Here is a 26,994-nt window from a genome sequence, read left to right as displayed (position 1 = left end):
TGTGTGGTTGGTAGCCTTTCTGCGACGGTGATATTCACCGATTCGAGGAGCCTTCAGATGCTCCCCGGTGAGAATCGGCAGGAGGGCGGGGCTACATGACCGAGTCCAGGGATCAACGATTCTTCGACGCACTGAACAACAGCGGACGCGACGGCGACGGCGACGCGCAAACGGATGCGCCGAACAGTGCAGCAGCAGGTCAGGTGCCGCCGCCGGCGGCACCTGAGTACCCGCTGCGCGGATTTGCTGCAGACGCGCAGCCCGACGATCCGGCGGGCGGTCGACACCACGTTGAACCGCCGAGCGAGGTGGGCGGTACGTGGGGTCAGCCTGCCGGCGGTGCGTGGGGTGAGCCTGCACGGCGGGCCGACCCGAGCCCTCAGCCATGGCAGCCCGCCGGCGGCCCCGACAAGGAGGCCCCAGCGGCACCCGAGGACCGCGGCGCGCAGCCCAGCGAGGCTGCCCCGCAGCGTTTTTCGCCCTCAATCAACGATCCGACCGGGCCAGCGCAGAGCATCCCCCCGGCGCCACCCTCGACGGACAGGGGGCGCGAGACGCCTGGGCCAGCGTGGCCGCAGCGCCCCGCGCCCGACCCAGGCGCCGCGGCGGTACCGCCGCCGCCCGGTCGCGAACCGCTGTTTGGCGGGCCGGAACCCATCTCGGCAGGCACCAACCCGCAGGACACACCCGCGGCGCGACCGGCGCCTCGCCCGGTCCCCCCGGAGGAGCGCACACAGTTCCTCTCCCGTGAGGCTTTGCTAGAAGCCTTGCCCCGCAATAACGCACCGCAGGGCCCGCCCCCGGGGTGGCCGGCGCAGGGCAGTCCGTCACGACCTGGTGGGCAACAGCCCGCCCCGCCGCCGGGATGGACCCCGCGCGGGCCGGAACAGCCGCAGGCAGAACCAAGTGGCCCGCGGCCGCCGGAATGGAACTGGTCCCAAACCGGTGGGATCAGCGGCGGCGCCGAACTGCGCAGCGAGCAAATTTCGGCCTCCGAGCTCAATGTTCCACGCAAGATCCCGTCATCGCGCGGGTGGCGAAAGTGGTTGTATAACGGCACGTTCAAGCTCATCAACACCGGCGAATCACCGGATGAGCAACTGCTGCGCAACCTCAACGCCACGGTCGCCGGCCATCTGCGCGGCACCTACTCGATCGTGGTGCTCGGCGGCAAGGGCGGCGTGGGCAAGACCACGACCACCGCATCGGTCGGGTCGACGTTTGCCTCCCTGCGTAAAGACAAGACCATCGCCATCGACTCCAACCCAGACCGGGCTTCCAACCTAGCCGACCGGATCGACCCCAGCGCAACGGACTCCTACAAGGACGTGCTGTCCGATCCGAATCTCCAGCGCTACACCGATATCCGCTCTCATGTCGGCATGAACAGTTCCGGGCTCGATGTTCTGGGCAACCGGTATCAAAGCGACCGACAGCCGCTGACCGCACAGATCTACATCGACACCCACGCACAGCTGCAGCGGTTCTACAGCGTGTTGATCAGCGACTCCGGCACCGACGTCGACCACCCGGTCATTCCCGGTCTCATGGACCGGGCCGACGCGCTGATCATGGTGGCCTCGACTGCTCCCGATGGCGCCAAAGGCGCTGCAGAGCTGATGGACTGGGCCTATGAGGCCGGCTATCACCGGCTGCTGCAACGCACCGTGGTCGTCATCAACGATGTCCGCGGCGAGGGCGGCAGGTCACATCGCAAGCTGGTCGACTCGCTGGTGGAGAAGTTCTCTCGATGGGTCAGTCCGCAACGCGTCTTCGTCGTCCCGTTCGATCCCCATATCGCCTCGGCCGGTGTCATCGACATCAACGAGCTGCGGCCGGAGACGCGCCGCCGCTATCTGGAGATTACCGCCAGGGTGGCGGGGGGCTTCAACAGCAGCGAGGACCGCCAGTGAGCCCCGCCGAGCCGACTGCTCCGGCGCTCTGCCGGGTGGCGTTGCTGGTCGGTGAGGACTTCGAGATCGACTACTCCTTGCCCGCTGGAGTCGCGCTCATCGCGGTCACCGAGGACCTGGTAGCTCGGGTGAACGAGGTGCTCGCCGAGCGGGGTCGCACACCTCTGGACGCCGAGCAGAGCTACCGGCTCTGCCGCGCTGATGCCCAGCCGCTGGACCCACAAAAGACTCTCGACGAGTGCGGTGTCCTCGACGGGGAGCAGCTGTGGCTGCTGCCGGCGGCCTCGGCCGAAACCTACGAGCCGGTCACCGAAATGGTGTCGACCGCGATTGCCCGCGCGGCCAAGGAGCTACTGGCCACCCTAACCCCAGACATGGGGCGCAAGGTCGTCAGCTGGCTCACCGCAGGGATTGTGGGGTGGGCGTGCCTGATCCTGGTGAACTGGTGGTGGAGCATCGGCGGCACCGATGGTCACTTCGGCTGGATCGGCGCCGCGTCGACCTGGGCACTGTTGGTGGCCGTGCTGGCGACCTCGCGGGGCCTGTCTAAAGCCAGCGAGGACACCACGGCCGGGCGCGAGCGCCGCGCGGCCGGACATGCGCTGTCGTGGATCGCTCTAATCCCGGCAACCGCCGCGACCGCGATGTCGGTACCCGGCACGCCGGGGCTCTGGAATCTGGCCGCGGCCTTAGTCGCTCTCATCGTCGGCGTCATCGTGCTCGCCACGGTGTGGGGCCGACACGTCGTGGTCATCGCTGCGCTACTGACCGTCAGCGTGTTCGCCTTCGCGGCCGCCGTGGTCGCGGCCTCGACGTGGGAGGTCCGCCCGGAACGCGTCGCAGTCATCGCCCTGGTCGGCGTGATCGCCGCAGTCACCTATGCGAACTCCACTGCGACCGCAGCATCTGGTGTGCCGACACCGCTGTTTCCCTCGGTCACCAACCGGGGAGTGTTCGAGCGGCTACCCGGACAGCCCGACGACACGGTGTCGCCGGTAGGACCGACCGGGGTGGCTACCGCGGAGCAGGTGCGGGCGTGGGTGCTGCGTGGCAACCACACCATGACCGGGATGATGATCGGCCTTGCCGCGGTGACCATCGTGGCCGCGCGGTACGCCGTTGTCCCCGAGCAGGACTCCGGATGGCGCTACACCGTGTTCGTCGGTGCGGTGTGCGTGATCCTGGTCTTGCGGTCTCGGACTTTCGTCGATCGCTACCAGTCGGTGGCGTTGATGGTCGCCGGTGTGGGTGGGGCAGCGGTGGCGATCGGCCGCTACGCCGCCAGTGACTCCACCAGCCTCACCGTCGCGCTGGTATGCGTTGCGGTCACGCTCGGTATTGCAGTCATGGGGCTCGTCACTGCGCTGGTGGTGCCCTTCCGCGAATACACCGCTCCGATGCGACGTTTCGTTGAAATCATCGAATACATCTTGCTGCTGGCGCTGCTGCCCTGGGCGCTGTGGCTGCTCAACATCTACCCGGTGGTGCGCAACGCGGTCAGGCACGGCATATGAGTCACAAGGCCTTCGGCGCCCGGATGCGCGCCGGTGCGGGCATCGCGGGCACGGTCGCGCTGCTGGCAGCCACGAGTGTGGGGGCGAGCTGGGCGATCACGCCGCCGGTGGTGCCGCCGGGACCGCCGCCGGCCGATCCCGCCCCGGCGCCGGATTGGCCGATGAAGCAGTCGCGGGCGTGCACACTGACCGGCGTCACTCCGGGCAGCGATCTGCGCGAATTTCCTCCGGCGCTTGCCCTGCTGGACATGCCTGCGGTCTGGAAGGAATCCACCGGGGCCGGGGTGGTGGTCGCAGTCATCGACACCGGCGTGGCGCCGTCGCCGCGGCTCCCCAACGTTGTTGCAGGCGGCGACTATGTGATGGGCCAGTACGGTGACGGCCTGGCTGACTGCGATGCTCACGGCACCCTCGTCGCCTCGCTGATCGGCGCTTCCCCGTCCGGCGCTCGGCTGCCTGTGCGCCCAGAAGGTGCCGTGCTCGCGCCACCGCCACCGGCCGCCCCTGCGCCGCAACCGATTCCGCCACCGCCGCCACCACCGACGATCACCATCACCAAGACCACCGAGGCCCCTCCGCCTCCGCCACCGCCAGCTGAGCCGCCGCCACCACCGCCAGGAGAGCCGCCCCCGCCCGGCATGCCGCCGCCCGGGCCGCCGCCGGCGTGGGGCCCCAGTGGTGCAGAGCTTCACGCGCCGTTGGCCCCGCGTGCCCCGTTGCCCCAGTTACCGCCCCCGACCGGCGGACCCGATGGTCTGATCGGGATTGCCCCGGACTCGGTGATTCTGGCGATCCGCCAAAGTTCGCAGAACTTCGGCTTGAAAGATCCACGGCTCGATCAGGACCAGGAGCAAACCCGCCGAACCGGCGACATCAACACGCTGGCACGCGCGATCGTGCACGCCGCTAACCTTGGTGCGCGAGTCATCAATATCTCGCTCGTTTCCTGCATTCCGGTCACCAAACCTGCCGACCAGGCAGTGCTGGGCGCGGCGCTGCGCTACGCCGCCGTTGACCGCGACGTGGTGATCGTCGCCGCGGCCGGTAATGCCGGCACCCAGGGCTGCACCCAGAACCCGCCGCCCGCGACCGGAGCGTCCGGTTGGGACGATGTGGTCACCATCGCCTCACCCGCCTGGTTCGACGACTACGTGGTGGCGGTCTCGGCCACGGACAGCTTCGGCGCTCCGCTGATGAGCCAAGCAGCATCGCTGCACGGACCGTGGGTCGACTTGGCCGCCCCCGGCTCCGACATCGTGGGCCTGTCGACCTCGGGCAACGTCATCAACGCTTCGATCGACGAGGACAAGTTCAAACCGATCATCGGCTCCTCATTCTCGGCGGCCTACGTCTCTGGAGTTGCGGCCCTCGTCCGGGCCAAGTTCCCGCAGATGCCCGCCACCGAAGTCATCCACCGGCTCACCGCCACCGCGCACGCGCCCTCGGGTGGACGAGACACCGTGATCGGCTACGGCGTGGTCGACCCGCTGGCTGCCCTGACGTGGGATGTGCCGCCAGCCCCCCAGAAGGCACCCACGCGCACCGAGGCGCCCTTGCAGGTACCGCCGCCACCTCCGCCACCGGATCCACGGCCAGCGCGGATGCTGGCCGCCCAAATCGGGGTCGGGGTAATCGTGGTCGGTGCGGTTCTGTGGGTTACGACGGTCTGGCGAAAGAAGCAGAAGCGATGAAAGAACGCACATGGAGCGCGCGGGCTGATCTACGCGCCGCGCTGCCCGCCGAAATCTTCGCGGTAGTGGGCACCGCCATCGCGGTCGTGTTCAACGGCCCCTTGTGGGCCGGCACAGCCGGAGGCGCGGCCCTCGGTGCGCTGCTGTTCATGGTGAAAACGGCGCGCCTGACACCGTGGCAATGGCTCAAACGGGCGATCGAGCGCTTGCGCCACAAGGAGCACCGCGTCCACACCGGCGAGTTCGTCGACGTCGACAGCGACGGACACCCCCTGGGCGTCTGCATCGACGAGCACACGCTGGTCACGATGGTCAGCGTGTGGGGCAAGCCCTACATCCCAACGCTGCTTCGCCCGCAGGGCGCTGAGACACCAAACACTCTGCCGCTCAGCGTGATCGCCGGACAGATGCAACGCTTCGGCCTCGGTGTAGACGTCGATGTGATCGCCCAGGGCCGGCGAACCGCAAGCGATAGCTACGGGCAGTTCTATGCCCAGCTGCTCGCCGACCGCCCTGCCGCGGGACAGCGCAGCACCATCCTGGTCATCCGGATGGACACCCGCTCACCAGATACCACCGCAGGGCTGATGTGGCGCACCGACACCGCGGCCGCTGTCGCGGCGGTGACCCGGCGGATCACGCGGGCTTTGCGTCAAAGTGGTTGCCGCGCAGAGCCCATGACGGCCACCGACATGCGTCAGGCGGTCCTGGACATGCACGGTGGCAGCAAGGAAGACATCGAAAGCACCTACCGGGAAGGCTGGAAAGACCTCACCCACCGCGGAACTCACGTCACCAGCTACTACTACAGCGCCGAGGACCTGACCCCCGAGCGCCTCGACGACGTGTGGGCGGTCGCCTCGGAGCACACACTGGTGGCGCTGCACTTGCGCCGCTCGAGCGACGGCATCACCGTCTCGGCGACAGTGCGCTTCACCACCGCTCAGCCGCTACTGACACCTCCCGCGGTCATCCTCAACCGCTACACCGGCCGGCAGTGGTGGGCGATGTCTGCGTTGCTACCGGGCGCTGACCGCATCAACGGCATGCCCGCCCGCACCCTGACAGACGACCTGGACACCGCCGTTGCCATCGGCTCGTCGGGAGTAATGCTGGGCAAGGTCGACGACGCATTCATGTTGATGCCGCTGCGCGACCCCGCCGGGCCCACCCGCATCGTCATCGACTCCGACGACGACCTCGCAGTCCGCCAGCTCATCCGTCGAGCCTCGGCCAGCGGCGAGTTCGTCGCGGTGTACGACCCTCGCCGACGCTGGGCCATGGCCGCAGCCTCATCGCGGATCTGGAACAGCCCTGACCTTCGCGCTCAGCCGCCGCGCCCCCCAACGGTGGTGGTACACAACGGAACGAGCAATCCCTACCCCGGTGCGCTAGTAAGCATCAGCGTCGGCGCCGGTCCTCGATCCATCGAGCCCGACGTCCGCATCACCCAGCGCAACGGCCGGATCCGCATCGAGACGCAACGGTTCACCGCTCGCCTGGACGCAGTGACCTTCCGCAACGAGCAGACCTTCCTGAACTAACGATGGCAGTGGGCGCCCCGGCTGTAGCATCGCGGCAATGATGGACCAAGAGGTCAACGAGAACGGCTTCTCCTTCTTCTTCGACTACGAGCAATACCCACCGATCGGCGGTCCGGGTGGCGAGCAGTACGAGGTCTTCGTGTCCCGCTACTACGACCGCACGAAGGGTAGCGGGTCAGACCGGTTGCACGACAATGTCATTGATGGGCCGTTCAAAGCCCGGGGGAAGACTTTAAAAGAGGCGGGGGACAAGTCGGCCGAACTTGCGCGACAGTGGGCCAAGGAGCAGCCCGCGGTCCGCAGCTAGGCTCCAGCGACTGGCGACGGTAGCGGAGAGTGCTGGTGTATCGCATCAGCGGCGGGCGACAGCCTGGTCCAGCACGCACACCTGGCTAGGTCCGCGAATGTCAGCGTCGCCTGCTCGCGAATGTGAGCGTCACTGAGGGCAGGATCGGCCTCGGAATGTTCACGAATGTGAGCGTCCGCGGGCGCGACCTTCACTGGTCGGCTATCGCGATGACCGCCCGCGCGACGTTGCCGGGCATGCTGCTACTCCGCGCGGCGACGGCAGCAAGCTCCGCGCCTTCGGCATGATCGCTTGCGTGACGAACGCCGCGAGCACAGTCCAGAGTTCATACTCCAAATGGTCCGAGAAGTACGTCGAACTCGCCGGTGCGATCTCTCAGACGCATCCCTCCGACCGAGCCCTCGTGAGCACCTGGGCCGAGAGTTTGACCGGTCCGGTTCTCGATGCAGGTAGCGGGCCTGGACAGTGGACAAACTTCCTAGCGCAGCACGGACTCGACGTACGCGGGATCGACCTCGTTCCGGAGTTTGTCGAGCACGCTAAGGCGACCTACCCCGACCTCACCTTCGATGTCGGGAGCTTCGAGGCAATCGACGCGGAGACAGGCTCCCTCGGCGGAGTGCTCACCTGGTACACGACCATCCATCACCAGCCCGAGGACCTGCCAGCTGTACTCGCCGAGTTCGCGCGCGTGATCCGGCCTGGCGGCGGGCTTCTGGTCGGCTTCTTCGAGTGGCCCGACCTGGAGCCGTTCGAGCACGTCGTCACGCAGGCGTATCGCTGGCCGGCAGGAGAGATGCGTGAACTCATCGAGGCTGGAGGGTTCAACGCTCTGGAGACGCACACCCGCACCGAGAAGGATGTGCGCCCGCACGGCGCAATCGTTGCCCGACGCACGCGATGAAATACAGTGCGACGCTGGACTAGGCCGCGAGCAGCTCGGCGGGGAACGACATCAGGGCACCGGCAACGGCGGCGAGATACCAGAAGGTGCCGATCGCGGAGACTGCGGCGGGAATGGCGAGCCGCGCCCAGTTGACGGGCGCCGGCCGACGACGCGGGACGCGAGGGGCATCGGCGGATCGGCTACTTGCCGGCGGCGGGGGGTCGAGCAAGGTCGGCATGGACACCGGGGCCGGACCGAGGATCAGGGTGTCGTCGATGTCGCGTTGAGCCGGAGTCATCGGCCACCAGTCACTGGAGCCGTCGATGGCCAGCCAGCCCTCCAGAACGCCGTACGCGGCGGCCGCGGCGAAGGTGGCCGGCACTTGGGCCAGCAGCCACGGAACGATCAGCGTGCTGGCCAGTGAGGGATTGGGGTCATACAGCAGCGGAAGGGGTGCGCCGCTAATCACCGCCGCCCAGGTCAGCGCTGCGATGGGGTAGGACTGGAGACGTTCGGGGATGAGCCCGACAGTCAGCGCGTAAAGCATCCGGCCCAGAGGCCACCCGATCGGGGCGGCAACGGCGATAGCGGCGACAACGCCTGTCTCCAGCGCACCCGTGGTGGTGGAAGACGTCCGGAACACCAGGGGTGGAGTCACCTGATCGTCGTGCGGGTCGGGTCGGGCACCGACTTGGGCTCGGCTGCGGCCTCGGATCCGCTTGCCGAGTAGCTCCGCGCGGCGCTTCTGGAACATCCAGATTCCGGCGCGGGCAGCGATCCAGGCGCGGCGCTCTTCCTCGAAGACCTCAGCGGGCATGGCTGGACCCGAGTAGATCCTCCACGAGCTGCTCGGCGGTGTGCAGCTGCGTTCGCAGGCTTTCCAGCACCGCTACGACGTGATCGTGTGCTGGGCAACCCGCGTCGGGGCTCGGGATATGCGAAGTCGGTATCCCGCCGTCCATGACGGATTCGGCCGACCCCGGTGACCAGCCCAGTGCGCGGTCGATGCGCTCCAGCGTCGTTCGGGACAGCCCGCGATCCCCGGTGAGGGCCTTGTTCATCGTCGAGGGCGACGGGCCGCCGCGGGCGAACATCTGCGTGCGACTGATACCCAGTGCGCGACGACGCTCGCTGACGAAGTGATGCAGCCGCTCGATGCCCTGCTCTGGTGCCTCCATGGGCTAACAAAAGCATATTTCGCCCTTAGTCGTCCATGAGTGTGGACACATTTGCCCCTTAGTGGATACGGTGCGGTTACTTAGTTGAGTGTGCGACCGATCGAGGAGGCTAGACGTGAAAATCGTGCTGATGGTGGCGGCGGGGATTGCGGTGGGGTTCACCGTCGTCGTCGCCCTGCTTGTCCAGATAGTCGCCTCGCTACTCCAAACCCTTGAGCGACTGGTGCCGCTACTGGTGGTGGCCGCGCTCCTGGTCCTGGCGGTCCAGCTGTTCCGTCGCCACAGCCGCGCCCAGGGTGTGCAGCCCGATCGGGGATTCCCGCTGCCAGCGCTTCCGGCAGCGTTCCCGCCGGCTGCGTCGCCGGTGCCGGTTCCCGCGCCCCGCGCGGTCGTCCAGCAGGACGCGCCGTATCTGCGATGGGGGCCGGCGCAGGAGGACCTCGCGCCAGCGGCCGTGGCCTACGGCAGCTTGGCGCAACCGCGCCGGTCGCCGGCACGGCCCTTACCCTCGCGCCCGAGCGGAGACAGCCGGCCATGACGCGCGGGATGGATAACGACGAGTGGCTCAAACGCATCGGGGCGGTCACTGTCGACGAGGACGACCTGGACGGTGACCCGACCGCCGACGAGGAACACGACTCAGCAGCGTCGGCCGACCCAGCAGCGTCGGCCGACGATCTCGACGTCGCCGGGGAAGCACAGCAGGGATCTCACGACGAGCAGTACGGCTTCGCCGAAGATGTGCCCCTGGGATCTGGCGATGACTTTTACGGAAGTGCCGACGAGGCGCCGCTGAGCGCCGGGGAGGGCTACGACGACTACGACGAGCAGCGCCATGATCCGCTGCTCGGGTCGGCTCCGCTGCTGGGGTCGGCCTTTGGTGGCGTTGATCCCGCCGCCGACCTTGACAGCGCGGTCAGCCGCACCAGCGCCGAAGATGCAGCGCCGCGGCGCTTCACCCCCTGGGTGCTGGCAGCGTTCGGTGGCGTCGCTGTCATCGGAACGATCATCACCCTGGTTGTCACGATGGCCAACTCCCCGGGGTCCGAGTCGGCCGCGCCCTCGGCTGCGCCGGTAGCTCCCCGGGTGGTGGAGGTGGCCCCGCCGAGCGCTCCACCGAATGTGGATGGCCCACTTCCGTTTACGGCGTCCTCGGATTGCCCTCCGGGGTCCACCGCGGCGCAGACGGTGGCTGATCCGAACGCCACCACACCGTGGGTCTGTGTGCGGTCGGTCGACGGCCAGGTGCTGGAGATCGACCTGGGCCGCACATTCGTCATCACCGCGGTGTCGATCGTGCCGGGGGCGGTGAACAAGACAGAGACCGGCCCGGATCAGCCCGACCCGTGGCTGCAGCATCGTGTGGTCACGCGGGTGCAGTGGCAGTTCAACGACACCGACCGCACGGTGAAGAACCAGAACACCGGAAATGTCCGGGGTGAGGCCGTCGAGCCCATCCGCCCTGGTGTCCTCGCCTCGAAGATCACGGTGATCATTCAGGAGACGAGCCGCCCGCCGGCCGTCGCACCGACTGCCCCGGCAAACCCGCCGCCGCCTGGTGCTGGGCCGTCAATCATCGGCGACATTCTCGGGGGCAATCAAGATATGGCTCCGGCGCCGACACCGGTCTTTCCCGGCATGGGCGCCGCCGACCGTTCACGGGATCCAGCAGACGGGACGTTCGCGGTGTCGAGCATCAAAATCATTGGCCACAAGGCGGTTTGACATGCAACTGACCAACACGTGGCGGCGGCGGCTCACGACCACCGGCCTCGGCAGCGCCAAAGTCGTCGTGGCGATCCTGGTGATCTGCTCGGTGATCAGCGGTGCATCCACCGTGTGGCGCTGGGTATTCCCTGCCGACGCGACACCCGTGGCAGTGACCGTGCGTTCGGTGGGCAACCAGACCGCGCTGGTGGAGAGTTACGCGATCGACTGCGTGACAGTCCTTTTGACTGCCAGTACCAGCCGTGCCGCCGAGGTGGCTCGCTGCTTTCCCGACAGCACCGACATGGCGCTGCCGACTACATCCCCGCTGATCGTGTCCGCCCAGGCCGCGTCCGCGACGCTCGTCGGCCAAACCGCTCCCGACGTCGAAACCTACGGGGTCATCGTGTCGGTCACCGAGCAGTCCTACACGAACGCACCGCCGGTGCGCAGCTACTACCAGCTGCCCGTCAGCGTGTACGCCGGTAGCGCGCCCCGCGCGATGGCCAAGCCCGCCCGTCGTGATCCGCCGCCGCCGGGAGTGGATGTGTCCCTGGACTATCCAGTCACCATCACTAACGATGCCGCGCTGGCAGCGGTAATCAGCGGGTTCTTCACCTGCTACCTCACCGACGCGAACGGTATCGAGCGGTTCGTCACCGTGGACTCCGGGCTGGGGCCGCTGCGCGCCTACTCCGCCGCCACCGTCTCCTCGATCCGAGCCCAGGCGCAGGTACCGGAAGCACCGGCCGAGGGCGCCCAGCTGCGCGTCTGGGTCACCGTCAGCGCTCGGGCGGCCGACTACACCGCCACTCCGCTGGAGTACCCGCTGACCCTGCGCGCCACCGGGGGGGCCTGGTCGGTGGCCGGCATTGACGCTGTTCCCGCCATCGACCCCGACGCCCCGCCCGCACCGGTCGGTGCGCGGCCGCGGTGAACACCACACGTAGCTGGCGGCAGCACGCCGTCCGCTCAGTCCAACCAATATGACTCTGAAAGGAACTCCAATGGATGTTTCAACGAACACAACAGTTTTGGCGGCGCAAGGCATCGTCGGCATGTCCCAGGAGCTGTTCTCCATCGTGGTCGTCGTGGGCGGCATGGCGGCGATGGCCCTGGGTATTGCGGTCGGCCTGCGCAACGGCTTCAAGCAGGGGATCGGGTCGGCCATCGGCGCCGTGGTCGGCGGCATCATCTTGTCGCTGATCATCGCCAACGTCGCTGGCTTTCAACAGTCCGGCAATCAGGAACTGGAGCAGCGCGGCATCGTCTCCGTCTACGGACAGTGACCGTCACGATGTCTGAGCTAGGCGTCTCGCTGCTCGGCTGCCTCGCCGTTACCGCTCTGATTCACGGCGGAACAGGACTGATCGACGACGCCAACAACCGCCCTATTGCCGTGAGCTACCAACACCACCAGGAGAGCTGAATGGCCAGCAATGAGGTTTCGACCGGCGAACCGGCGAAGGTCTTTACCGGCATCCGCGACGTTCCGATCTACGCCGGAGAATCTTCGACGGGCAACNGGTTGCCCGGCGGCCCCTATCGCAGCGCCGAACTCATCGCGATCGGCATGATCATGCTGCCGGCGCTGTGGTGGTTCCGAACGCACCAGGACGCCGGGTTCGGGGTCCTGGGTGCCGCCGCGGTGGCGGCTCTGGCGGTCACCGTGACGCTGCGGATGCTGCTGCCCAAGCGGCGGCCTTCGCTGGCCGCGCGCGCCAGCTTCGCTCTGACCTCGATCCTGCCCAAGCATGCGTGCGCCGCACCGCCTCAGACCAAGAGCCATCATGGCCCGCAACGCTGAGCCCCGCGTTGACCACCTTTTCGATCCGCCGCTGGCCGTGATCGGGAACTTGCGCTTCACGCGCGGCGGCGTGTACGCCGACTACCTCATTGACGGGCTCCCCCTGGTGCTGCGCCCCTTGCGCACTCACGAACGCGGCAGCCGCTTCTACCGCAACCTCGCCAGGGCTCTGCCTTCCGGATGGTCGCTATCTGGTCTGCTGGATACCCCCGACCCGGATCGCCTGATGCGCAACATCGTTGGCAACCACAGCCACCGTCCCGGATGGGTGGAACACTGCCGCCTCTGGGAACCCACGTTCAACCCCAGAGCGGCACGCGAGGGCACCCCGGTCTTCCTGGAGGAGCGGCGGCGAGGGTGGCTGACGTTTCCCGTCGGCAGTGGCCGGGCGGGGCGCTCACCGGCGGGCGCGGCATCCAAGGCCAAGGACTGGGTAGCCGGTCGCGACGTCGACTCCGACAAGTCGGTCGCGGCCTACGCCCGCTTGGCCGCCGAGGTGGTCGCCTCGCTGCCTCAGCAGTTCAGCGTCCGCCCCGCAAGCCCTCTGCAGATCCAATGGCAGCAGCGGCACAACGTCTTTCGCGGTGCGCTGCGCGACCCCATGCCCCCGGCCGCGGTCGGGCCGGACCGGTTGACTGCGGCCGATTTCGTGCGACCCGCCCTCGATGAGGGCGCCAACGCGGTGCGCTCGTCGTGGTGGCCCACCATGCGCCCCATCGTGCGCCTCTACGACGCCGACAACCCCGAAGGACCGTGGAGCTATCAGGCGCTGCTGCCGGTCACGCACTTTCCCGACACCGGGCTGCGGTTCACCAAAGCCGCGTACCTGTATGCCCTCGATAACGTCGACACCGAGGCAGCCATCGACTGGATGCAGCACGTCACGGTGCGCAGCCCCGACCGCGCCGAAGCGCTCAATGCCCGCGCCGCCAAGAACATCAAGGACCAGATGCGCCAGCGCGGACGAATGATCGAAGAGGACGACGAACTCGACATCAAGCTGGCGAACACCCGCGAGTACAACGCGCAGATCAAGTCCAACCCGAGTGAGCGCGAGCTGGACCTAGCCACGTTAATCGCGGTGGGCGGTCCCACCGTGGAGATGTGCGAGGACGCGGTAAAGCAGGTGCGCCACGAGCTGGACCAGGCCGAGATCGCCGTCAGCCGTTGGCGTGGCGCACAGTCCAAGCTGTGGACGGCATTCAACCCAGGAGCGGAGAAGAACGCCCACCTCGACGAGTTCCGCGACCCCACCTCTGCGCATCTGTGGGGACGGTTCACGCCGCTCATCTCCACGCGCGTCGGCGATTCGCGGGGTACTCCGCTGGCCGAGAACCAGAACACGCTGCGCCGCAGCCTGATCCTGCACGATCCGGAGGGTTGCGCCCAGCGTCAACGCAACACCGGCCTGATCGTCATTGGCGATCCCGGCGCAGGAAAGTCCAACCGCGCCAAACTGTCCGGTATCGAGGTGGTGCTCCGGGGCGGCAAGGTCGACGTGTTCGACCCTGGAACGCACGGCGAGTGGGGGCAAGCGTTCCGCAACGTCACCAACACCAGCGTCATCGACCTGGCGGACTCGAAGTTCAGTCTGGATCCGCTGCGCATGTTCGATTTCGAAGAGGCCGGCGCGGTGGCCGCCGACCACATCCTGCCGATGATCGGCGTACCCGCCGACAGCGACATGGAGAACCGCTTCACCCTGCTGGTGAGCCCGCAGATGCGGCAAGCCAACGGTATCCGCTCGATGCGCTCACTGATCAGCTACCTGCGCGCACAGCCTGACGCCAACAACGACATGCTGCTCGCACGCCTGGAGGCCTGGGCCACTCAGCCGGGCGCCCGCGCGATCTTCGATGAGACGCTAGAGCCGTACTCGCCGTCGCAGTCGCTGGCCACCGTGTGGCTGACCCACCGGCTGGGCCTGCCCGACGCCGACGACATCCTCAACCCGCACCTCTACGACAAGCTGCCCAAGGGCGCGCGCGCGGGCATGGCGATCTACGGACTGATCATCGACACCGTTCAGCGCCACCAGTTCCTACACCGCGAGCAGTTTTCCACGATGATCTTCGAAGAGGCCGCGGAGCTGATGGCCTACCCGGCCGGCGCACGCGCCGCGCACCGCATCACCCGCCAGGGCCGCAAACACGCCACCGGAATCTGGTTGATCTCCCAGGACTACCGCGACTTCGCGCGCATGGGGGACAAGTTCATCACCCAGAAGTGGCTGTTCGCGATCCGCAACGAGGAGCTGGCCACCAAGACACTGGAGTGGGCCGGGGTCGATCCCTCGCTGTACCCCGAGGTAGTCCAGTCCTACTACGAGGACACCAGCCCCGCGATATCAGCCGACGACGAGGACAGTGACGACGAAGCCTTCGGCAAGGTTCACCCGTCTCGGATGGGGGAGGGCTTCATCGTTGACGAGCGTGGCCGCCGGGCGCGCTGCCGCTTCCTGGGCGCTCCCACCTCGCAGATGGCCGCCGACGTCGACAGCACCCCTCCCGAGGAGGTCTTCGCATGACCTCCGGTGCCCTCACCTTGTGGCTGGCCGACCATCCCAGGGTCCGCCGCACCGTGGTGGCCATGACGCTGACCTACACGCTGTCGTTCATGTCGCTGCTGTGCGCCCCGAACGCCGTCGCCGCTGGCGGCTCGGCTGCACTGGGCTGGACCGGGCTACGCGACACCGAGGGCGTCCCGATCGCCTTCTACTTCCTGTCCCTGGTCTCGGTGCGCGAGGCTGCGACCAATAACGGTCAAGAAGTGTCGATGATCGACCCGAGCACCTGGATGCCGTGGATGGCCGCAGCCATGGAGCGCGCCGTCGACAACGCCACCGCCTCATGGTGGCTGGGCATGATCGCCGGCACGTTCATCTTCATCATGGCCGCCGCACTATGGTTCCTGCGGTTCGCACTCTCAACCGGATGGCTCGTCGCCATCGCCACATTCGCCCTGCCGCTCTACAACGCCGTCGCCTCGATGGTTGACTCAATGATGTTGGGCCCCATCGCTATCACCATCTGCGTCATCGTCGCCGGCTATCACATTTTGCGCGGGCATCCGGGGCGGGGCTGGGCGATGCTGGGCACCGCCATCATCCTCACAGTGCTGCTGGCCACCGTGTTCTCCGACCCCATCGGTGACCTCTATAGCGAACACGGGCTGCTGGCCCTGGGCCGCGGAACCGGCCTAGAGATCGCACAAGGCGCGATCGGTGCACCGTTCGCGTCCGGCGCGTCTATGGACGCCAAGCTCGATGCGCTCATGTCCCACGTTGTGACCGCCGGGGTTCGCCACCCGCTGCAGGTCCTCAACTTCGGCATGGTGGTCGACGACATCGGCGGATGCCGCCAAGCCTGGAGTGCGGCAACCATGGCCGCCGGGGGAGTGGACGGGCCCGGTCCCGCCCACGCGATGACCAACTGCGGCGCACCACAGGCGCTGGCCTACGCGCAGCGCCTCGGCGGCTCTGACGCCACTATCGGGCTGGCTCTGCTTGTGGTGGCGATCGTGGTGGCGTTCTTCTACTTCTACGTCGGGCTCACGGTGATGCTCGTCGGAATCAAATCGCTGTACTTCGGCATCCTGGTCGGCCCGGCCTTCCTGCTCGGCATGATGGGCTTCGGACGCGCGCTCGCATTCGCCAAGCACTGCGGCACAGAGCTTTTCATGCACGTAGTCCAACTCATGGTGTTCGAGGTGTACCTGGCGGTGTCGGCGATCGGGCTGACGTGGGTGCTCACTACTGATGCCCTCGGCGCATCCACGGCGACCGCCATTCCCCGCGTGCTGATCATGGCCGTTGCGGCCGGGGTGCTGTGGCTGGGCTTCCGGTTCGTCGACCGCTCCTTCCACGCCGACAGCATGGGCACTATCGGCCGCCAGATGAGCAGCGCGTGGCACGCCGGCACCGGCGCTGTCCGCGAAGAGGCGGCCAGCTCGGTCGTGCGAGGTGTCCGCGAGCGGCGGCAGGCGCGCGGTGAGGCTGCTGGAGGCGACGAGGACTCGGGCAGCGGATCTGAGACCCGCCCGACGCCGGGGATGGAGTGGTTCAAACCCCGCTCGTCGAGCGTCGCGCGCACCCAGCCCACTGCGGACGCCGCCGGGGCCAGCGGGAACGGAGCGAACCACTCGGCGGCGAAGTCCGCTGCCAAGTCGGCCGCCACCACCGCGGCGCTGACTGCGGTCAAGGTGGCCGCCCCTGAGGTCGCCGTCCCCGTCGCTGCCGCGACAAAGGCGGCGGGCGTCGCGGGAACCACCGGACACGTGCTCAAGACCGCGAAGGGCGCCACCAGCGGCGGGGCCTCGCCCGCGCCTGCGCCACACGGAGGGAACGGCGAGCCCTCGCCGGCACCGCTGCGACAACCACGTCCCGACGCGGGCAGTACCCCTGCCGGCGCCCGCGAGCCCGCTCAAGCCGCGACCATGGCCAGCCGCAGCACCGGCTCCCAGTCAGCCAACAGCAGTCCCCGACCACCGCGCACGAACGCCGCGCCGACAGGGACAATCGACCCTGACGCTCAACGTCAGCACGACAACCCGCAGCCCCGCGCTGCCCGACCGCCGCGACCACCCCGAGAGATTGGGTCATAGACGATGAGTTCTGCGCGTGACTACCTCGACGCTGGATTAGATGCGCTGGGCTTGCTCGGCAATCCGGCTGACCCCACCACGGCCCGCGACCGGTTCCGCCGGGCCGTCAGCATGGAACCAGGGATGTGCGATGCCTGGCTGGGCCTGGTGGCCACCGGCGACCACTCCAGTGAGACCCTGCGCCACGCCCACGAGACCAGCGCTACGGTGCACCGCGAGACCCGCCGCCTGGGCCTGCAGGACACCGCCCTAGACATGTCCGTACCGTCGCCGGGCTTCATCGAAGTTTTCCCGCACACGCCCGCCTCGATCGCGCTGGCCTACGTCGCGGCCCTGCTCACCGAAGGCGACTACGACGACGCTGAGAAGCTCCTGGAGTCCTACGACACCTCCACAGAGCCCCACCAGTCCACGATGTGGCGATGCTTGGGCGTCACCCTGCACTACGTCACCCAACGCTGGACCGATGTCCTGGACTGGGCGGCACGCCCCGTTTCGGGGGCCTCCCCGGTGGTCGATTCCGCCACCGACCTGATGGCCGGCATCGCCCACGTGGGCCTGGGACAGTTCGACGCCGCCGTGAGCCTGCTCAGCGGCATACCGGCGAGCCAGGTCAGCCCCCAGGCCGCGGCCTACGCCGCGCTCTACCGTGGATTGGCGTTGCGCTTGCTGGGCCGCGAGACCGATGCGCGCGCAGAGCTGGGCAAGGCCGCCATCGGCGGGCGGCTGCTTCCAGAGGCCAACGCCGCGCTGGCAGATGCCACCTACGGACCTGTGGTCACCACCGCTGAGGCCATCGCCGCCCGGACAAGCCGCTGGGACCCGAAGTCCGGCCCGAGCACCGACGAGCTGCGCGAGGTCGAACAAGCCAAGGCCGCGCAAGCCGTCCTCGAGGAAGCCGAGCACGATCTGCAGTCCTTCATCGGACTGGGCCGCGTCAAAGCCCACATCAACAAATTGAAGTACGTGCAGGTCTATGACCGGGCGATGGCGGCGCGCGGCGAGGGCGTCGGCCAGCGCAACGCCCTGCACATGACGCTCGTTGGACCGCCAGGAACGGCGAAAACCTCCATCGCCCGCGTCATGGGCAAGATGTATTTCGGCCTGGGCATCCTCAGATCCCCGGAGTTCATCGAGGTCTCGCGCAAGGATCTCGTCGGCGGGGTGATCGGCGAGACCGAGGCCAAAACCGGCGCTATTCTCGACCGCGCCCGCGGCCGCGTCCTCTTCGTCGACGAGGCCCCCGAACTGTACAAAGCCGACAACGAACGCGACTTCGGCCGGATCGCGCTCGACGTCATCATGAAGTTCGCCGAAGATCACCGCGACGACACCATGATCGCGCTGGCCGGATACGCCGGCGGAATGAACCGGCTGCTGTCCGCCAACCCCGGCCTGCGCTCACGGTTTCCCACCCAGCTGGAATTCAGCTCCTACAGCGCCGAGGAGCTGGCGCAGATCGCGGCCAAGTTCGCCGAGAACTACCGCGTCCTGGTCGACCCCAACGCCATTGGGTCTTTTCAACACATCACGCACTGGCTCACCGCCACCTCGACCAACAACCCCGAGGACCCCAACGAAAGCCTGATCGACATCGCCGGCAACGGCCGCTACGTCCGCAACGTCATCAGTGAGGCAGTGGAGAAGATGAAGGCCCGAGTGGCCTCTGACACCTCGATCGACCTCGCCACGGCCGACCTGAACCTGCTCCGTACCGTGACCGCGCCCGACATGGACGACGCCATCACGGGCATCCTGGCCAGCTCCGGGATCCAGACGCGCGAAGAGACCCACTAAGCCATGGCGCGCGACGAAGAAGTCGCCGCGCTGAGCGCCATCGCGGATGCCTACGAACGCTGGGCGGCCATCAGCGAGCATCTCCACCAGGAGGTCGCCGAGGCCGCCGAGCGCAACGATGGCGCGCCCCTGGAGGCGCTGCGGGCCGACTTCAACGCTCAACTCGCAGTAACGCGCTCGGTGGCCGAGTTCGCTCACACGTGCCCGCCCGCCGGGCCCGATGTCGAAGGCCTGCCTGGCGCGGCGTTCATTCAGGCACTCCACCATGTTGTACGCAGTCAGCCTGGCCTCGATCAGGACCTCATCGAGCTGGCCGCCCGCTGGGAGGGATGGCTGACCGAGATCGGCCAATGGACACCCGAACTATCGGTGCCGCCGCCAGCTCGACCGACCTCGCCGGCCCTGAGCAGGGTGCTCGCGGCGGTCGATGACTGGTGGGGATTCAGCGCCGATCGCCTGCATGAAGAGATCGTGCAGTCCTTCGCCAACCAAGGCCATCACGTCACCGAATCGGTCGCCATCGGCGCCGAAGGCGACCTCATCCAGTCGGCGAACGTCGTGTTCAAACCCAGCACGCCGGCCGATACCCCCGCGCCAGCAGCGCGGGGGCCGCTGGCGCGGCTAAGGACGCTGCTCGGACACCGAGACAGCAGCTGAGCGCCACCATGAGCAGCGAACGCGCACCGGACACGCCCGGGTCTGCCGCTGCAGGCCAGGCGACGCCGCCGGTAGGCGATGCTGTGTCTATGTTCGCGGTCGGCTCCCTGGTATCGGGGTATCGGATCGAGCAGGTGCTTGCCACCGGCGCGACGGGAACGGTCTACCTCGCCAAGAACCCGACGCTGCCGCGCCGCGACGCCCTCAAAGTCCTCAGCGCCGACCTCTCACGTGACCCCGCGTTCCGCAAGCGCTTCGTCCGCGAAGCCGACATCGCATCGCTGCTCGACCACCCCAACATCGTCTCCATCTACAACCGCGGCGAATCCGACGAGGGCCACTTGTGGATCGCCATGCAGTACGTCGCCGGCACCGATGCCGAGGCAGCCATGCAGGACGGGACCATGACCGCGGCGCGGGCCATCCGCATCGTCAGTGAAGTCGCCAAGGCCCTGGACTACGCACACCAACGCAACGTCGTCCATCACGACGTCAAGCCCGGAAACGTGTTGTTGGCCGCCGGTTTACCCGACGACGAACACGTAATGCTCAGTGACTTCGGAGTGGCGCGGGCAGCGGGCAGCCTCAGCGATTCCGGCGACGGCGATTCCACGGTAGCCGTGACTCTGGCCTATGCCGCTCCCGAAGTCATCGCCGGCGAGGCGGTTGATGGCCGAGCCGACATCTACTCGCTGGGATGCACCCTTTTCCGCATGCTGACCGGCAAGCAGCCGTTCTACACCGCCGAGGGCACCACCGAGCTGGCGCGCGCACATCTGAACCAACCGCCGCCGCGGATCTCAGACCACCTGTCCGCGGCAACCCGCCAACTCGATGTCGTGATGGCCCGGGCGCTGGCCAAAAATCCCGAGGAGCGCTTCGCATCGGCACGGGAGTTCACCGCGGCCGCCGCTGCGGCGGCGACGTCGCTCACCGAAAGCCCGCCGCCGTCGACAGCGCGCAAGGCCACACAAGCTACTACCAACCCGCTGCGCCTCAACACATCTGAGCGCATCCGAAGCATTTCAGACTCGATCAGCTTCACTCCCGCGTCGCTGCGGCGACGACGGATAGAGCGGCCCGTGCTCATTCTTTGGGCGGTGTTCGCCGTCCTTGCAGTCATCGCTGGTGTCCTCTGGACCAAGGTCATTTCATCGTCATCGAGCGAACCGGAAAACAACTCTGCGCCGACGTCCACGACGATGGCCACCTCGTCCGCCGCCCCGGCGCCGTCCGCGCTAGTACGGCTGCTGCCGGCCGGCTATCCGCGCGGCACGTGCGCTGCCTTGCCCACTGCCTCCGATGTGACGGCGGCGGTGTCCTGCGGGCCGAACACCGATCCGGGCGGTCCCACGGCGTCGACCTACACACTGAGCCGCGACCAAACCTCGCTCAATGAGGCGTTCACCGACACCGTGAACCGGGCCAGCGCCGCGATCTGCCCGCCCAACATCCAGTGCCCGGTTCTCTGCCCGACAGGCGTGTCGAAGCAGTTTGGGGAATGGGGTCGGCGATGATGAGGCCGTTGCCCCTGAGGTGAGAGGGAGTCCGGAGATGGCGGGTGATTCGGCTGATGGTTGGACTCTTCATTTCTACGACTTCCGGCAACGGTTCGTACCGGTGGACGACGTGGTTCCAGGTTTGGGTGATGTCGCGGCCTGGGCGGAGCGAAATGGCGCGCGTGATGGCACCCCGTTCTTTCTTGATCCGTGGGGCCGGGCGGATGCGTTGGTGAACGCCTACTGGCGAGATCCGCTGGTGCGGGGACGAGCAACGGGAACGTTGCGTCGTTACGCCTTGTCCTTGAAGGTGTGGCTAGATTTCCTGCACGCGTTGGGCGTTCGATGGGATCAGGCGTCGCGCTCGGAACTGGCTGCGTTCAAGGAGTGGCGGCTGTCGGCCGAGAACAACCCCCAGCATGTGAGCGCCAGTAGTTTCTGTGTCGATCGTGCGGCGATCCGCGGTTTCTACTCGTGGGCCGCCGAGCAGCACGGAATCGACAACCCCGTCCGAGCCCGTGTGATCGCCACGTCGTGGATGGGCGGAGGCCAAGTCGTGTTGGAGAGTACTCCGTCGGGGATGCGCAGGGCGGACGTCAAATGGCTTACTCCACAGGCGTTTCGGTTGTGGCGGAAACCTGGGGTTGCGCGGTTTCACGATGGAGGGCGTGCCGCGGGACGATTGGCGGGGAGCGACTGAGGATCGCGACGTCGCGTTCGTGGAGGGGTTGTTCGGGACTGGTTTACGAATCGGCGAGTGGGCCAGCGTGTTGACGGTCGAGGTGCCCCAGCCGGGCTCTGAGGGGCTGATGCGTTCACGCGTGGCGTCTCATTGCGCTAAGGGTGGCCGCGGGCGAGCGTTCTGGATGCGGCGCCGCGTCGCTCAACAAGTTCACTTCTATCTGCAGGAAGGTAGTCGCACTGCTGCCGTCTCCCGCGCGCAACGTGCTGGTCGCTACGAGCAGGTTCCCGATCGTTGGGTCGTCGAACATGTTCGCCGGGATGGGCAGCTGGAGGTCGTCGATGCGGCGGGATCGCGTCGTACGGTCCGGCTGGATGTCCTCGGGCCGTCGACACGAATGGCGTTGTTCCGCAGTGGACCTGATGGCCTGGAACCGATGTGGCTGTGGCTGAATGAGGACGGCACACCTCGCCCTAAACATTCCTGGTACAAGACATTCGACCGCGCGAACACCAGGGTCGCGAAAGCGCTTGCGCAAGGAGGAGGTACGCCGTTGTGGTGTCGTCCCCACATGCTGAGGCATTCCTTTGCGCTGCGGTGGTTTTGCATTGCCACGTTCGTGGCGTGGCGCCGTACCGATGTGTTGACCAAGCAGGAGCAGCGCGACTTTCGCAATCAGCTCGGCGATGTATGGTTTCTGCTGGCCACACTTCTTGGCCATCGCAGTGCCGAGGTCACGCGCGGCGTCTATCTTGAGCCGTTTCAGGCGTTGCAGGTGGAGGAGCTCATCGCGCTGATGGATGCCGATGATCGGCAATCCCTTGAGCGTCTCGTCGCAACGGTCGGCGTCGGTGAGCCCCGGGTGTTGACGGTCCCAACGTGACGGGTCACCCTGCGACGCAGCCGGATCCGGCGTGGCGTCCGGTATTGCGGCGACGCGGGCTGATCGTGACGTTCGTCAGCGAGGATGGCACTCAGTCCAAGGACTTCGACTTCGGTTCCCTGCCGGGTGCTGATGGGATCCGCCACGATTTCGCTATCGCGTTCGAGGACGCCACTGGTGTGCTGGGCGTATCCAAGCGATTGAGGGGCGCCGGCGCGTTGTGGCAGTCCGCCCGGCATGCTTGCTGCTGGCTTGCTGAAAACCGGCCAGGAATGAGGGGATTGGCAGATTTGTCAGCCTCGGATGCCCGGCTGCTCGCGTTGTCGTGTCGGGTTCCCAGCGGTCCTGGCCCGTTGCATAGCCTGAAGACGCTGCTGCGTTGTAGTCCTGTCGTCTCCGATGAGGCACGCCAGGCGTTCACGCGCGTGCGTCACCCGAAGACGAACACGGCACGCCAGCCCTATTCCACCGATGAGCTTCGCCGCATCACCGTCGTTGCACGGGGAATGGTGCGGCGGGCGCGTACCCGGCTGAAGACTCATTGGCAGATGGTCGACGACTATCGTGCGGGACGGTTCGATCACCTCCCCCGCGCAGACCCCAGTCGTAGTCTGGCCGAAGTGCTCGATCACTGCGCCCGTGAGGGAGATGTCCCTCGTAGTGCCTCGGGTGCACGGGCTTACGTGACACGGCGGGTAGCCGCCGCGGCCGGTGGATGCCATCTTCAGTCGTTGCTGCATCTCAACCCGGGCGAGGCATGGGCATTTGGTGTTCTCCTAGCCAGTATGACCGGCCTGAACCTGTCGATGCTGGACTCGCTGCCCGCGCCGCACCGACACGCCAGCAGCCCCGATGAACCCGGCATCCTGTTCGTCAACACCAACAAGCCCCGTCGTGGGAAACGGTCGGTCATGACGGTGCCGGTGACCGCGCTGCGCCCCGAACTGCGGCCCCTTGGTGGGCAGAATCGGCGCGCAGCAGTGGCCAACACATCGCTGACGACCGCGTACGGGGCCTTCATGTTGCTGCTGGAACTGACCGGACCGGCCCGTGCGCTGACCGGGTCCCAGCACGCCTTCATCTACTACAGCGCCCAGCCCGACTATGTCGAACAGAAACTCTTCGGATACGGAATCAGCAGCACAGCCTCCGGAGTGAGCGCTCGACGGCGGTGGATGGCGCCATGGCTCACCGGTGACGCCGAGCATGACGGCTTGCTCCTCGGGATCAGCATGGATCGACTGCGCAAGACCTACCTGGAACAGGTCCGAAAACCCACCTCCCACACCCCGGCCACGCTGGCTCGCTACCTGAGCCGCATGGACCCCGTACGCAACGAAGGATTCCAAATCGTGGCCGAGGCCCTCGATGAACAAGTCGCACGCGCACTGGCCCGACGCACCATGACGGTGCACCCGGACACCCACGACAACGGATCCGGCCAGGACGCCGTACTGGGCGCGTGCGCCGACTTCGAGCACTCGCCGATCGACGGTAAACGGTGCCGCCAATCGTTCATGGCATGCCTTGACTGCAGCAACGCCCGCGCCTACCCGCGCCACCTGCCAATTCAACTCGTCATCGCCGACCGGCTCCGCGAACTGCGCACAGAGATGCCCGTCGGGCAATGGATCGCCGATCACGCCGGTCCTCTCGCGCAACTGGACAACATCTTCGCCGAGTACGAGCCAGCCCAGCTGACCGCCGCGCGAGACGCGACCACCGACAGCGATCACCAGACGGTCAACCTTCTGCTGACCGGAAACCTCGAAGCATCATGACCCACACCGCTGAAACATTCCACGTCGTGGCAGGTGTCCACGTCGCCCCCGACACCGCGGTCGTGATCAACCGCACGCTTCACATCGACGGGATCAGATCGCGATTCGGCGACCCGGTGTGGGATCTGTCCGCGGCGATCCAAGACCGCCACAACGCAGGACAATCCGTGCACTGGGAGGGCTTCCCAACGCCGTTTCGCCACGCCTGCAAGCTCTACCTGTTCGCCCTGCTCAACATCGTCGACGACGCACCCCGCCTTGACAGTGCCCGATCGCTGTATCCGCACATCAAGACGATCTGGGGCGAGCTGGTGCCGTTACGACGGTTCACGGCCTGGCTGGTGGAGCGCGGTGTCACATCGTTCGGTCAGGTCCGCGCCGAAGACCTCGACGACTACCTGCGCCACGTCACCGAAGCCAGCGGTGTCAGCGCCGAATCCAAACGCTCAGCGCTACAGGCCATTAAGCGCTTGCACGTGTACCGGGATGCTCTGCCCCCGCATTGCCAGCTCCCGCCGGGCACCTTGTGGGGCGGTACCAGTGCACGAGGCCTGGCCCACTACGAGTCATCCTGGGGCAAACCGAACACCACCCCGCGCATTCATCCCGATGTCATGGAGCCGCTGCTCTCGGCGGCGTTGGCGGTCACCCACACCGTTGCCGCCGATCTGCTTCCCGCCGCGCGCAACCTTCTCGCAATGCGGTATCTGGCCCATCAGATTGCGCCGGACATTCGTCGAGCTCGTACTCGTACGGTATCGGTGTTCGAGACCACCAAGGCTCAACTTGAATGCCTGCTTGCGGCACTGGGCCGCAACGACGCCTCACTTCCTGGTATCCGGACGGGCGCCACGACCAGTGTTGATCTGGCGGGGCTGGCGGTGGGTGGATGGATGCACCACACCGAACTGAAACGCATGAAAGAGACTCCGGTCCTGCTAGCCAAGTATGGACTACCGATCGACGTGGACATGCTGCGCGCCACCACGTTCAGCGCAATCGGCACGCACTGCTGGCGTGAAACCCCCGTCGGTGCCGGTGAACTCGTCGAACTGCTACGCCACATCACAACCGCCTGTTTCCTCGTCATCGCCTACCTCTCGGGTGTTCGAACCGGCGAGGCACTCAACCTTCGTCGCGGATGCATCAGCCGGGACCCGAAGCTCGCGTTGACACTGATGTCGGGGCACCAGTTGAAGACCGGAGAGCAGCGCCGAGACCGATCGCCGGCCACCATCCCGTGGGTCGTGACCGACGAAACCGCCCACGCCGTCAGCGTTCTTGAGCAGATCACGGTGAGCGATCTACTCTTCCCGGGTTTCAAACTGTTCTCCGAGGACCAATTTCGCTTCGGCACTACCCGGACGAGAACACCCGGCTCCATCAACACCGACATCACCAGCTTCATCGAATGGTTCAACCGTGAGCTCGCTCCACCGGTCGACCATCCGCTGATCGGCGCCGATTCGCACGGCTCGATCCAGGTACCGCGATTGCGACGCACACTGGCATGGCACATCGTCCGGCGTCCCGGCGGAACAATCGCCGGCGCAACGCAATACGGCCACCTGCACACACAAATGATCCAAGGCTATGCCGGCGGAGCTGATGCGGGATTCCTCGACGACATCACCTTCGAACAATTTCTCCACCGAGCCGAGATCATCCACGACGATCACCATCGACTCGAGCTCGGTGAGCACGTCTCCGGCTCGGCCGCCGATGAGTACCGGGCCCGAGTCGCCAGGGCAAGCACATTCGCGGGCTTGACGGTGACCACCAAGAGTCAGATCAACCAGGCGCTATCGAACCCCGACTTGCAGATCCACCACGGCGCGGTCGTGACGTGCGTGTTTCGGCGCGCCACCGCAGCCTGCCTGGGACCTACCGACAGCGCCACTGAACCCCTCTGGAGTCGGTGCCGGCTGGGCTGCGTCAACGCCGCCCGGACCGACCGCGACGCTGCCAACCTTGGCCAGCATGTCACAGCACTCGAACGTGACCTGGGGACACTCGCACTCCCTGAACCGCTGAGGCAACGGATTCAGATTCGTCTGATCGAGCACCGAAAGGCCCTCGCAGACCACGAATCCAGCCGGCAGATGACAACCCCCCAGCGCGACGAGGAAAACGAATGACCCTCACGGGTGATGCGGGCGAACGCAACGATGAGGAACACCAGCAGGTTCGGGCCGCCATGAACCGGCTCCGAGACAACAAAGCCGAGCAGAGTAACGGCGCGCGCACTGTGGTGGCCTTGGCCGACGAATCGGGAGTACCACGGCAGAGACTCTACGAACAACACAGCGATCTGCTGAACGAGTTCAAGGCGACGGTCGGGTGCGGACCCGTCACCCCGAATGCCGAGGCTCTGCAACGACAACTTGCACAGGCCCGTGCCCACAACCAGGAACTGGCTGCCGAGAATACTCACCTGCGAAGCAAGATCAGAACGCTCTCAGCGGTGATCACCGAACTCACGCACGAAACCTCCGGAGCCAACGTCGTTGTTTCGATGCCACGCCGACACCCGGGACGGTGACTGT

Annotated in this window: 22 protein-coding genes; 20 read left to right on the top strand and 2 right to left on the bottom strand. The window is 66.8% G+C overall.

The window, feature by feature from the left end:
• The first annotated feature begins 95 nt into the window (after nucleotides 1-95).
• The 6 genes from BEMPMBAN_RS32670 (at nucleotide 96) to BEMPMBAN_RS15020 (ending at nucleotide 7,873) form a co-directional block, all read left to right on the top strand.
• The gene (locus tag BEMPMBAN_RS32670) at nucleotides 96-1,913 is read left to right on the top strand and encodes a MinD/ParA family ATP-binding protein (RefSeq protein ID WP_234897473.1); all 1,818 of its coding nucleotides are present in this window, start codon (nucleotides 96-98) and stop codon (nucleotides 1,911-1,913) included.
• Nucleotides 1,910-3,427, top strand: a complete 1,518-nt coding sequence (eccD, locus tag BEMPMBAN_RS15040; RefSeq protein WP_159231249.1) for a type VII secretion integral membrane protein EccD — start codon at nucleotides 1,910-1,912, stop codon at nucleotides 3,425-3,427. The genes BEMPMBAN_RS32670 and eccD overlap by 4 nt, the downstream gene beginning before the upstream one ends.
• Nucleotides 3,424-5,118, top strand: a complete 1,695-nt coding sequence (gene mycP, locus BEMPMBAN_RS15035; protein ID WP_159231247.1) for a type VII secretion-associated serine protease mycosin — start codon at nucleotides 3,424-3,426, stop codon at nucleotides 5,116-5,118. Before eccD ends, mycP begins: the two co-directional genes overlap by 4 nt.
• A complete protein-coding gene (gene eccE, locus BEMPMBAN_RS15030) occupies nucleotides 5,115-6,662 on the top strand; it encodes a type VII secretion protein EccE (RefSeq protein ID WP_159231245.1) in 1,548 nt (515 codons plus the stop codon). Before mycP ends, eccE begins: the two co-directional genes overlap by 4 nt.
• A 37-nt stretch (nucleotides 6,663-6,699) precedes the next feature.
• Nucleotides 6,700-6,969 carry a hypothetical protein gene (locus tag BEMPMBAN_RS15025; RefSeq protein ID WP_159231243.1) on the top strand — a complete coding sequence of 90 codons (270 nt, stop codon included), beginning with the start codon at nucleotides 6,700-6,702 and terminating at the stop codon, nucleotides 6,967-6,969.
• A 295-nt stretch (nucleotides 6,970-7,264) separates the two neighbouring features.
• Nucleotides 7,265-7,873, top strand: a complete 609-nt coding sequence (locus BEMPMBAN_RS15020; protein ID WP_425294979.1) for a class I SAM-dependent methyltransferase — start codon at nucleotides 7,265-7,267, stop codon at nucleotides 7,871-7,873.
• A 19-nt stretch (nucleotides 7,874-7,892) separates the two neighbouring features.
• On the opposite strand, the gene BEMPMBAN_RS15015 is transcribed toward BEMPMBAN_RS15020, so the two are convergent.
• Both BEMPMBAN_RS15015 and BEMPMBAN_RS15010 read right to left on the bottom strand, forming a co-directional pair.
• Entirely contained in the window at nucleotides 7,893-8,672 is a 780-nt protein-coding gene (locus tag BEMPMBAN_RS15015; protein ID WP_159231240.1) for a hypothetical protein, read from the bottom strand.
• On the bottom strand, nucleotides 8,662-9,033 hold the full coding sequence (locus tag BEMPMBAN_RS15010; RefSeq protein WP_159231238.1) for a helix-turn-helix domain-containing protein: 372 nt from the start codon (nucleotides 9,031-9,033) through the stop codon (nucleotides 8,662-8,664). Before BEMPMBAN_RS15010 ends, BEMPMBAN_RS15015 begins: the two co-directional genes overlap by 11 nt.
• A gap of 115 nt (nucleotides 9,034-9,148) precedes the next feature.
• On the opposite strand from BEMPMBAN_RS15010, the gene BEMPMBAN_RS15005 reads away from it, so the two are divergent.
• The 14 genes from BEMPMBAN_RS15005 to BEMPMBAN_RS14940 all read left to right on the top strand — a co-directional run bounded on the left by BEMPMBAN_RS15005 (nucleotide 9,149) and on the right by BEMPMBAN_RS14940 (nucleotide 26,990).
• Entirely contained in the window at nucleotides 9,149-9,571 is a 423-nt protein-coding gene (locus BEMPMBAN_RS15005) for a hypothetical protein (protein ID WP_159231236.1), read from the top strand.
• Nucleotides 9,568-10,758 (top strand): discoidin/SUN/FTP domain-containing protein, encoded by a 1,191-nt coding sequence (locus BEMPMBAN_RS15000; protein WP_159231234.1) that lies wholly within the window; start codon nucleotides 9,568-9,570, stop codon nucleotides 10,756-10,758. The genes BEMPMBAN_RS15005 and BEMPMBAN_RS15000 overlap by 4 nt, the downstream gene beginning before the upstream one ends.
• A 1-nt stretch (nucleotide 10,759) precedes the next feature.
• Nucleotides 10,760-11,677 carry a conjugal transfer protein gene (locus tag BEMPMBAN_RS14995; protein WP_159231232.1) on the top strand — a complete coding sequence of 306 codons (918 nt, stop codon included), beginning with the start codon at nucleotides 10,760-10,762 and terminating at the stop codon, nucleotides 11,675-11,677.
• A gap of 49 nt (nucleotides 11,678-11,726) precedes the next feature.
• Nucleotides 11,727-12,029: a hypothetical protein gene (locus tag BEMPMBAN_RS14990; protein ID WP_234897472.1), complete on the top strand. Its 303-nt coding sequence runs from the start codon at nucleotides 11,727-11,729 to the stop codon at nucleotides 12,027-12,029.
• Between the two features lie 501 nt (nucleotides 12,030-12,530).
• On the top strand, nucleotides 12,531-15,074 hold the full coding sequence (locus tag BEMPMBAN_RS14980; RefSeq protein ID WP_159231229.1) for an ATP-binding protein: 2,544 nt from the start codon (nucleotides 12,531-12,533) through the stop codon (nucleotides 15,072-15,074).
• Nucleotides 15,071-17,149 (top strand): hypothetical protein, encoded by a 2,079-nt coding sequence (locus tag BEMPMBAN_RS14975; RefSeq protein ID WP_159231226.1) that lies wholly within the window; start codon nucleotides 15,071-15,073, stop codon nucleotides 17,147-17,149. The genes BEMPMBAN_RS14980 and BEMPMBAN_RS14975 overlap by 4 nt, the downstream gene beginning before the upstream one ends.
• Before the next feature lie 3 nt (nucleotides 17,150-17,152).
• Nucleotides 17,153-18,946 carry an AAA family ATPase gene (locus BEMPMBAN_RS14970; RefSeq protein ID WP_159231224.1) on the top strand — a complete coding sequence of 598 codons (1,794 nt, stop codon included), beginning with the start codon at nucleotides 17,153-17,155 and terminating at the stop codon, nucleotides 18,944-18,946.
• A gap of 3 nt (nucleotides 18,947-18,949) precedes the next feature.
• Entirely contained in the window at nucleotides 18,950-19,603 is a 654-nt protein-coding gene (locus BEMPMBAN_RS14965) for a hypothetical protein (RefSeq protein ID WP_200845988.1), read from the top strand.
• Between the two features lie 8 nt (nucleotides 19,604-19,611).
• Entirely contained in the window at nucleotides 19,612-21,120 is a 1,509-nt protein-coding gene (locus BEMPMBAN_RS14960) for a serine/threonine-protein kinase (protein ID WP_234897471.1), read from the top strand.
• 37 nt (nucleotides 21,121-21,157) lie between these two features.
• Complete coding sequence (locus BEMPMBAN_RS32665; RefSeq protein WP_234897470.1) at nucleotides 21,158-21,802, top strand: site-specific integrase; 645 nt, start codon at nucleotides 21,158-21,160, stop codon at nucleotides 21,800-21,802.
• Entirely contained in the window at nucleotides 21,762-22,667 is a 906-nt protein-coding gene (locus tag BEMPMBAN_RS32660; protein ID WP_234897469.1) for a site-specific integrase, read from the top strand. The genes BEMPMBAN_RS32665 and BEMPMBAN_RS32660 overlap by 41 nt, the downstream gene beginning before the upstream one ends.
• A 785-nt stretch (nucleotides 22,668-23,452) precedes the next feature.
• Entirely contained in the window at nucleotides 23,453-24,448 is a 996-nt protein-coding gene (locus tag BEMPMBAN_RS32655; RefSeq protein ID WP_234897468.1) for a hypothetical protein, read from the top strand.
• On the top strand, nucleotides 24,445-26,586 hold the full coding sequence (locus tag BEMPMBAN_RS14945) for a site-specific integrase (protein WP_159231220.1): 2,142 nt from the start codon (nucleotides 24,445-24,447) through the stop codon (nucleotides 26,584-26,586). The genes BEMPMBAN_RS32655 and BEMPMBAN_RS14945 overlap by 4 nt, the downstream gene beginning before the upstream one ends.
• Nucleotides 26,583-26,990, top strand: coding sequence for a coiled-coil domain-containing protein (locus tag BEMPMBAN_RS14940; protein WP_159231217.1), 408 nt, complete (start codon nucleotides 26,583-26,585; stop codon nucleotides 26,988-26,990). Before BEMPMBAN_RS14945 ends, BEMPMBAN_RS14940 begins: the two co-directional genes overlap by 4 nt.
• Nucleotides 26,991-26,994 lie beyond the last annotated feature (4 nt).

This window comes from Mycolicibacterium austroafricanum, from assembly GCF_902705885.1.
Lineage (GTDB): Bacteria > Actinomycetota > Actinomycetes > Mycobacteriales > Mycobacteriaceae > Mycobacterium > Mycobacterium vanbaalenii_A.
This window is presented reverse-complemented; position numbering and strand designations above follow the sequence as displayed.